This window comes from Pseudoalteromonas sp. S4741 (genome assembly GCF_005886135.1).
GTDB lineage: Bacteria > Pseudomonadota > Gammaproteobacteria > Enterobacterales > Alteromonadaceae > Pseudoalteromonas > Pseudoalteromonas tetraodonis.
On record NZ_PNCN01000021.1, the window covers coordinates 21,445 to 27,576 of the forward strand.

Consider the following 6,132-nt stretch of genomic DNA (forward strand, 5'->3'; position numbering starts at 1 on the left):
TTGAGCATCTTTGCATTGTTGATTAATGTTCAAACTGAGCGATGGTTAATGTGAAGCAGGCGCCTGAGAGTCGTTCACTTTTACTCACTTTTACGGTGCCATGATGCCAATCGGCAACTTTGGCGACGATTGCTAACCCCAAGCCATAACTATTATCACTGCGATTACGGTGGCTGCGTTCACGAAAAAATGGGCTAAATACTTTATGATTATTTTCTTGAGCAATGCCTGGTCCGTCGTCGGCGATGTTCACCACCAGAAAACGTTCTTGTACTGAAGCGGTTACTTGAATGCTGTGATTTGCAAAGTCGCAGGCATTATTAATTAAGTTGGTGATTGCTCTTGCCAGCCAATGTAAGTCAGCATAAACGGTATGATCATCACATTCTAAAGAAATATTAAGCGAGCGAGAGGTTATTCTAGGCTCAAGTTGCAATACAATATCACTTAGGTATTGTTTAAGGTTTGCTGATGAGTAAGTAAGCTTATTCGCATTTTGCTCTAAAGTAGCAAACGTTAAATAGCTTTTTAGCATTGACTCCATATGGTCTAAGTCGGTTTCCATGCGAGTTAAATAATGCTTTATTTTACTCTCGTCATGACTATCAAGAGCGGCGTCGACACCAAAGCGTAAGCAAGCAATTGGAGTTCTAATATCATGCGATAAGCTGGAGGCCATTAGCTTGTTTTCAGCAACTAGCTTTTCAATTTGACTCGCCATACAGTTAAAGGTCAGTTCCACATCTTTTATATAGGTAAATCGAGAGGGGGTAATACGCGCTTTAACATTACCAGATGCAAATTGCTTTGCTGCTTCGTTTAACACCGTAAGGCGCTTTGCTAAAGGGGTAATAATAAAACCCATAAAAACACATAAGCCAGTGTAAAATAATAGCGTTAAAATAATATCGTTTCGTTGTGTGGCCTCATAGGGTTTATCTAAACGCATGGTTAAATGATAAGGACTTAACTCATCATTTGTGTAGAGCATATAAAAGCCTTGCTCGTCTTCGAGTATTAATCCGCCTTGGGTTTGCATTTTATCTAATAGCGCTAAGGGCAGTGCCAGCGACTGATTTAATTTGTAGTTAAGTATAAGGTCAAAGTCAGCGGCTAGTTTTATTACTTGTTGTGGGCGAGCATCGGGTTTTAGTGTCGTGAGCTGTTTACTTAACCCGACAATAATCTGGCTTTGAACGCTAAACTCATCCAAAGGCGCATGCGCTTGTTGGCTAAATGCATCAATAAGCCAACCTAAAACAATAATTGAAAGCAGCGCACTGCCTAGTAGTGAAATATAAAACTTTTTCATTGATGCTATTCCATAATAGGCTGGGTGTATTGAAGTGACTTTTATTACTATCGCACTAATTATTTTAAGCACTCAGGCATTAAAACTTACCACGCTGTAGTCACAAACAAATAACCACGTCCCCAAATGGTTTTAATTTTTTCTGGTTTTTGTGGGTCATCATGAAACTTTTTACGCAATGCAGAAATAAGCACATCAACGCTTCTATCTAGGCCATCATATTCCCTGCCTTTGGTTACTTTAAACACCGCATCGCGTGATACAACTTGTCCTGCATTACTGGCTAAGTAATGCAGTAATAAATACTCTGCGCTTGAAATGTTCACATCTTGTTGGTTAAGGGAAACGTTGCGTGACTCGGTATTAATACTTAATTGACCGATATTGATCATATTTGCTTGATCATCGGTTTTAGGCGTGTCGCTACTGTAGCGCAAGGCCGATTTAATGCGTGCAAGCAATGCGCGAGGGCGCACCGGTTTTATTATGTAATCGGTAGCACCGACTTCCAGCCCAATGACTTCATCCATTTCTTCATCGCGGGCAGTAAGCATTATAATTGGGGCATGATAAAAGCTACGTAGCTCACGACATACACTAATACCATCAAGCCCTGGCAGCATAATGTCGAGTAAAATAAGTTGTGGGTTTAAACGTTTTACTTGGCTTATAACCTCATCACCTCGATGACATACATGTACAACATAGCCTTGCTCTGTTAAATACTCAGTGACCCACTGTGCAAGAGAAATATCATCTTCAACCAGTAAAATAGTACCGTAATTATCCATAAGCTTTCTTCGCATACCTAAATGATGTTTAGCTATCATAATGTTTATAGTGTGTGACTAAAATAACCGCCAACGCCGCTTTTTTTGCCTATTTTGATACACCCATTGTAATTTTACTTCTGTGACGGCAATGACTTGTGATGTATTACTGTCAAATAGTTCAAACGAAATACTTTGCGTTGAGTCAAAGGCATAATTAAACGAACCTTGTCGCTGTTTAAGCCAGCACTGCATAATGTACTTTGAGGTGGCATCGCGTAGACAATAATTTCCCACTTCTACTTGCTGCCATGACAAAACAACATCGGCGTAACAGTGACGTCCTTCACGTAAGGCCACACAGGTATCAGGTACTGCACTCAATTGAGCGGGTATTTGCACTGGGGCTGCCAGCAAAGAGCCTGAATAACTAAACAATAAACAGTAAAAAAATCTAAAGTACATAACGCACGCCTACCTTGGCTTTGTGTTGATATCCTTGGGAAATAATTGGGCTGTCATCAATTTCTTTTGAAAACCACGTCGTTAACCAGCCTGCTAAAAAGACCCAATCTTGATTAATGGGGTATTCAGCATGAAATTCAAATATAATACTAGTACTGGCATTGGTTTGATAAATAGGGCGAGTTGCGTTTGCTTCATCGCTATCAATACCAAAATAATAGTTTGTAAAATCTGCAGAGTAGGCACTTAGGCCAATACCAGAGCGAAACTCCCAATTACGCCAAGGCTGAATATGACTAAAAAATACGTTTGCCACCCAGCCATTATGAGCACCAGATATATCATGTAAGTATTCAAGGGAAATTTGTGAGTTTTCAAATCGACGTGTTAATCGAAGGCCGGTATCAAAATCATAGTTACGTTTTTTAATACCGCGTAGTGGCTCAATAATGCCATCGTTATAAATACCTAAGCCTTGTTCGTCAAACCCGGCTTGCGAATTAGTGCCTAATAAATCAAGGCCCCAATCGTATTTGTTAATTAAGCTATAGCCTAAAACAAGTCCACCGCTGAGTTGATTATGATCAAAATCAAGGTAAAAATTATCGTAAGAAACTGCAAGGCTTAAATCTAACTCGGCGCCAACATCATAAGAATTCATGCCCACCAAGTAAGAATCTTCTATGTAATAACCTGCTCCCGCACTCCAGTCCCAGGCAAACCCTGTAGTGGGTTCCAATGTGTTATCGGCATAGTAACGATTGCTTGCTGTGCTCTGGCCACTTAAAATGAGCGCAAACAATAAGGCTGCACAACGGAAAAAATGTCTTTGTGGGAAATGCTTCATCCTTGGAACCTAAATTAGAGTTTGCTTAAAAGGGTAGTATATTGTCAAACTCTAGGCTAAATCTGTAAAAAAATGTAGCAGTCGTCCTGAATTTACTGAACCTTAATTTTATCGATAAGTATGCTGCTCAAGTAAAATTGCATCATGGGAGTTAACGCGCTGATCTCAGTACGTGTGCATGGCCCATTTAATTTAGTTAAACGACTCAATTTAGTGATGGTTTTATAAGCAGGGGCCGTTACTTCATTTTCAAGTTCAGCACGCTTAAGCCGAGCCTGTTCGGTGTTATGTTTATGAATAAACGCAACAACTTCTAACTCGTTAGTGATCTTCTTTTCTTCAGTAAAGCTATAGATTAGGGGCTCACGGTGAAAGCTTGCACTATCTATTGATGATTTGGCAAACCACACTACATCTCCCGATGCTTTGTGTGTAAGGCGCATACTAACTTGTGCCAGTATATTTGCGCATTGTTGAGAAGGGAATTGCTGTGCTACTTTTGAAAACAATGAATAAGGTTTTTGTGGCTGCGCTAGGATGTACTTAGCATCATCTATAAACTCAAGGTCAACTTGATGAATAGCTAACGTGTAATCACTGTTATCGGTTGTGGTAACTTTTAGTTGTTTATCGTTAAGTGCTTGGCTAATTTGAGATACTAATGTGTCGGTGACACTTGCACGGTCTACGATCACTCTGACAGTCTGATTTTTTTTGATGTTATGTGCAGGTAATTGCACCGATTTTACTTTAGGTGAAGCATGCTCGGTTTCATATTTAAGTTGGTAAGTTTGACTCTTAAGCAAAGGTTTTGCAGGCATTGCTAAAGGTTCTGCAGGCTGCTTAACTACGGCACAACCTGAAGCTAATACAATAAAAAGTGATACAACTAAAAAACGCATAAATATTTTACATCCACTCAAAAGCCATTAATCGAACATATTGTACGTTAGTCCGAGCAAAAGTTCATGATATTATAGAGGCTGATTATGACTAAAAAAGAAAAATTAGCTAAGAATGAAGTATTTTAACTCCTTACCCTTTTATTTTTTTGCTTTATGTATTTTAGGGACGCATTTACAGGCAAGTGCAAGCACAGATCCTGACTGGGAAGCTTTTGTTAAAAATTATGGACGCTACGTAGAAAAAAAATTAAAAGTAAAAAAGATTCCGGGCGGAGCGCTTTCCATCGTCAACGCACAAGCGCGTGATTATATACATACTATGGGGCATACCAAAGTGCGCAGTGGGCAAAAAATTAATCCACACACTCGGTTTCGTTTGGCCTCAGTATCTAAAACGTTTGCAGGGTCGTTAGCGGCAAAACTTGCAAATGAAGAACAACTTAATTTGTATTTTCCTGTTAGTCATTACATTCCTGAATTTAAACAAACCGACTACAAAGATGATTTAAAGGTTTTTCATATTTTAAGCCATTCTAGTGGGCTAGTACCGAATGCATACGATAATTTAATCGAATCGCGAATGGGGTATAGCGATATTGTAGAAAAGCTATTAAGTGTAAAACCTATATGCGAACCCGGTGACTGTTATGGCTATCAAAATGTCATGTTTAGTTTAATTGATGACGTGATTTTAAAAAGCACCAACAAAACTTATACTCAGTGGCTCAATGACGCATTTTTTATCCCTCTAAAAATGAACGATGCAAGCTTAGGCTACGATGCCATGGTGCAAGATAGTAACTACGCACACCCTCATGTGCGTGGAAAAAAGCGTTGGTACAGTGCCCGTTTAAAAAAGAATTATTATAAAGTCGCTCCGGCAGCTGGGGTAAACGCCAGTGCGTCAGATATGGCTATTTGGTTAAATGCGCAATTAGGGCAATATCCATCGGTATTATCCTTAGATGCATTGATCACGCAAACCCGTCCTTATACACATACTAAAAAAGAACGCTACAGACGAGTATGGCGAGAGCACATGAACGAAGCCTACTATGGGCTAGGCTGGCGTGTGTATGATTATGATGATGAAACGCTTTATTACCACAGTGGTTGGGTGCAAGGTTATCGCAGTGATTTGGTTGTGTTTCCACACTTAAATGTTGGCTTTAGCTTAATTTTAAATGCAGAAACTGGACTCATAAATGAGCTTACAACTGAGTTTATAAATCGCCTATTAGTATATAAACGAGAGAAGCAATAATGAACGCCCACATAAAAACATTGTTGATAGCATTATTATTTATTTGCCAACCCGCCTTTTCTGCCCCTGAACAGGTTTACTTGTTTCGACATAGCGAAAAACAAACAGGGGAAAATCCATTTCTAACTGCCCAAGGCCAAGCGCGTGCTGAGCACTTGGTTTCGTTAGTTAACACCTATCCAAACATAACGTTATTCAGCAGTAACTATAACCGCACCCTAAGCACGGCAGCGCCATTAGCCGCGTATTATAATATTAAAGTTATTACCTATGATGCTGCTGATCTAACGACATTGAAAAAACAATTATTAGCACAAAATGGCGTTGTGGTAGTAATAGGGCATAGTAATACCACACCGCAGTTGGCTTCATTATTGAGTAACCAAGCTATTGAAAGTATGGATGAGAGTCAGTACGGGCATTATTATTTAGTGAGTAAACTAGAAAATAATAGTTAACCTCAGATCTGCATAAGAATTAAAGCCGAGTCACTTTTATACTCGGCTTTTTAGTTTGAAAAGTATAGGCTATTAATCCAGCCATTAAATTAACCATAAATGAGATGCAGC

General features: G+C 39.3%; 7 protein-coding genes and 1 pseudogene. 2 read left to right on the top strand and 6 right to left on the bottom strand.

Going from position 1 to position 6,132, the window contains the following annotated elements:
* Positions 1-22 precede the first annotated feature (22 nt).
* The 5 genes from CWC30_RS03465 to CWC30_RS03485 all read right to left on the bottom strand — a co-directional run bounded on the left by CWC30_RS03465 (position 23) and on the right by CWC30_RS03485 (position 4,296).
* A complete protein-coding gene (locus CWC30_RS03465) occupies positions 23-1,312 on the bottom strand; it encodes a sensor histidine kinase (protein WP_138626438.1) in 1,290 nt (429 codons plus the stop codon).
* An 86-nt stretch (positions 1,313-1,398) separates the two neighbouring features.
* The gene (locus CWC30_RS03470; protein ID WP_138626439.1) at positions 1,399-2,103 is read right to left on the bottom strand and encodes a response regulator; all 705 of its coding nucleotides are present in this window, start codon (positions 2,101-2,103) and stop codon (positions 1,399-1,401) included.
* A gap of 57 nt (positions 2,104-2,160) precedes the next feature.
* A complete protein-coding gene (locus tag CWC30_RS03475) occupies positions 2,161-2,547 on the bottom strand; it encodes a DUF3019 domain-containing protein (RefSeq protein ID WP_016899250.1) in 387 nt (128 codons plus the stop codon).
* Complete coding sequence (locus CWC30_RS03480; protein ID WP_138626440.1) at positions 2,537-3,394, bottom strand: MipA/OmpV family protein; 858 nt, start codon at positions 3,392-3,394, stop codon at positions 2,537-2,539. The genes CWC30_RS03475 and CWC30_RS03480 overlap by 11 nt, the downstream gene beginning before the upstream one ends.
* Before the next feature lie 92 nt (positions 3,395-3,486).
* Positions 3,487-4,296, bottom strand: coding sequence for a hypothetical protein (locus CWC30_RS03485; protein ID WP_138626441.1), 810 nt, complete (start codon positions 4,294-4,296; stop codon positions 3,487-3,489).
* 115 nt (positions 4,297-4,411) lie between these two features.
* Here CWC30_RS03485 and CWC30_RS03490 point away from each other — a divergent pair, with 115 nt between their 5' ends.
* A complete protein-coding gene (locus CWC30_RS03490; RefSeq protein ID WP_036981836.1) occupies positions 4,412-5,563 on the top strand; it encodes a serine hydrolase domain-containing protein in 1,152 nt (383 codons plus the stop codon).
* Positions 5,563-6,021 carry a SixA phosphatase family protein gene (locus CWC30_RS03495; RefSeq protein WP_138626442.1) on the top strand — a complete coding sequence of 153 codons (459 nt, stop codon included), beginning with the start codon at positions 5,563-5,565 and terminating at the stop codon, positions 6,019-6,021. The genes CWC30_RS03490 and CWC30_RS03495 overlap by 1 nt, the downstream gene beginning before the upstream one ends.
* A gap of 19 nt (positions 6,022-6,040) precedes the next feature.
* Here the strand turns inward: CWC30_RS03495 and CWC30_RS19205 are convergent.
* Positions 6,041-6,132, bottom strand: a pseudogene (locus CWC30_RS19205) (IS982 family transposase); the annotation flags it as partial.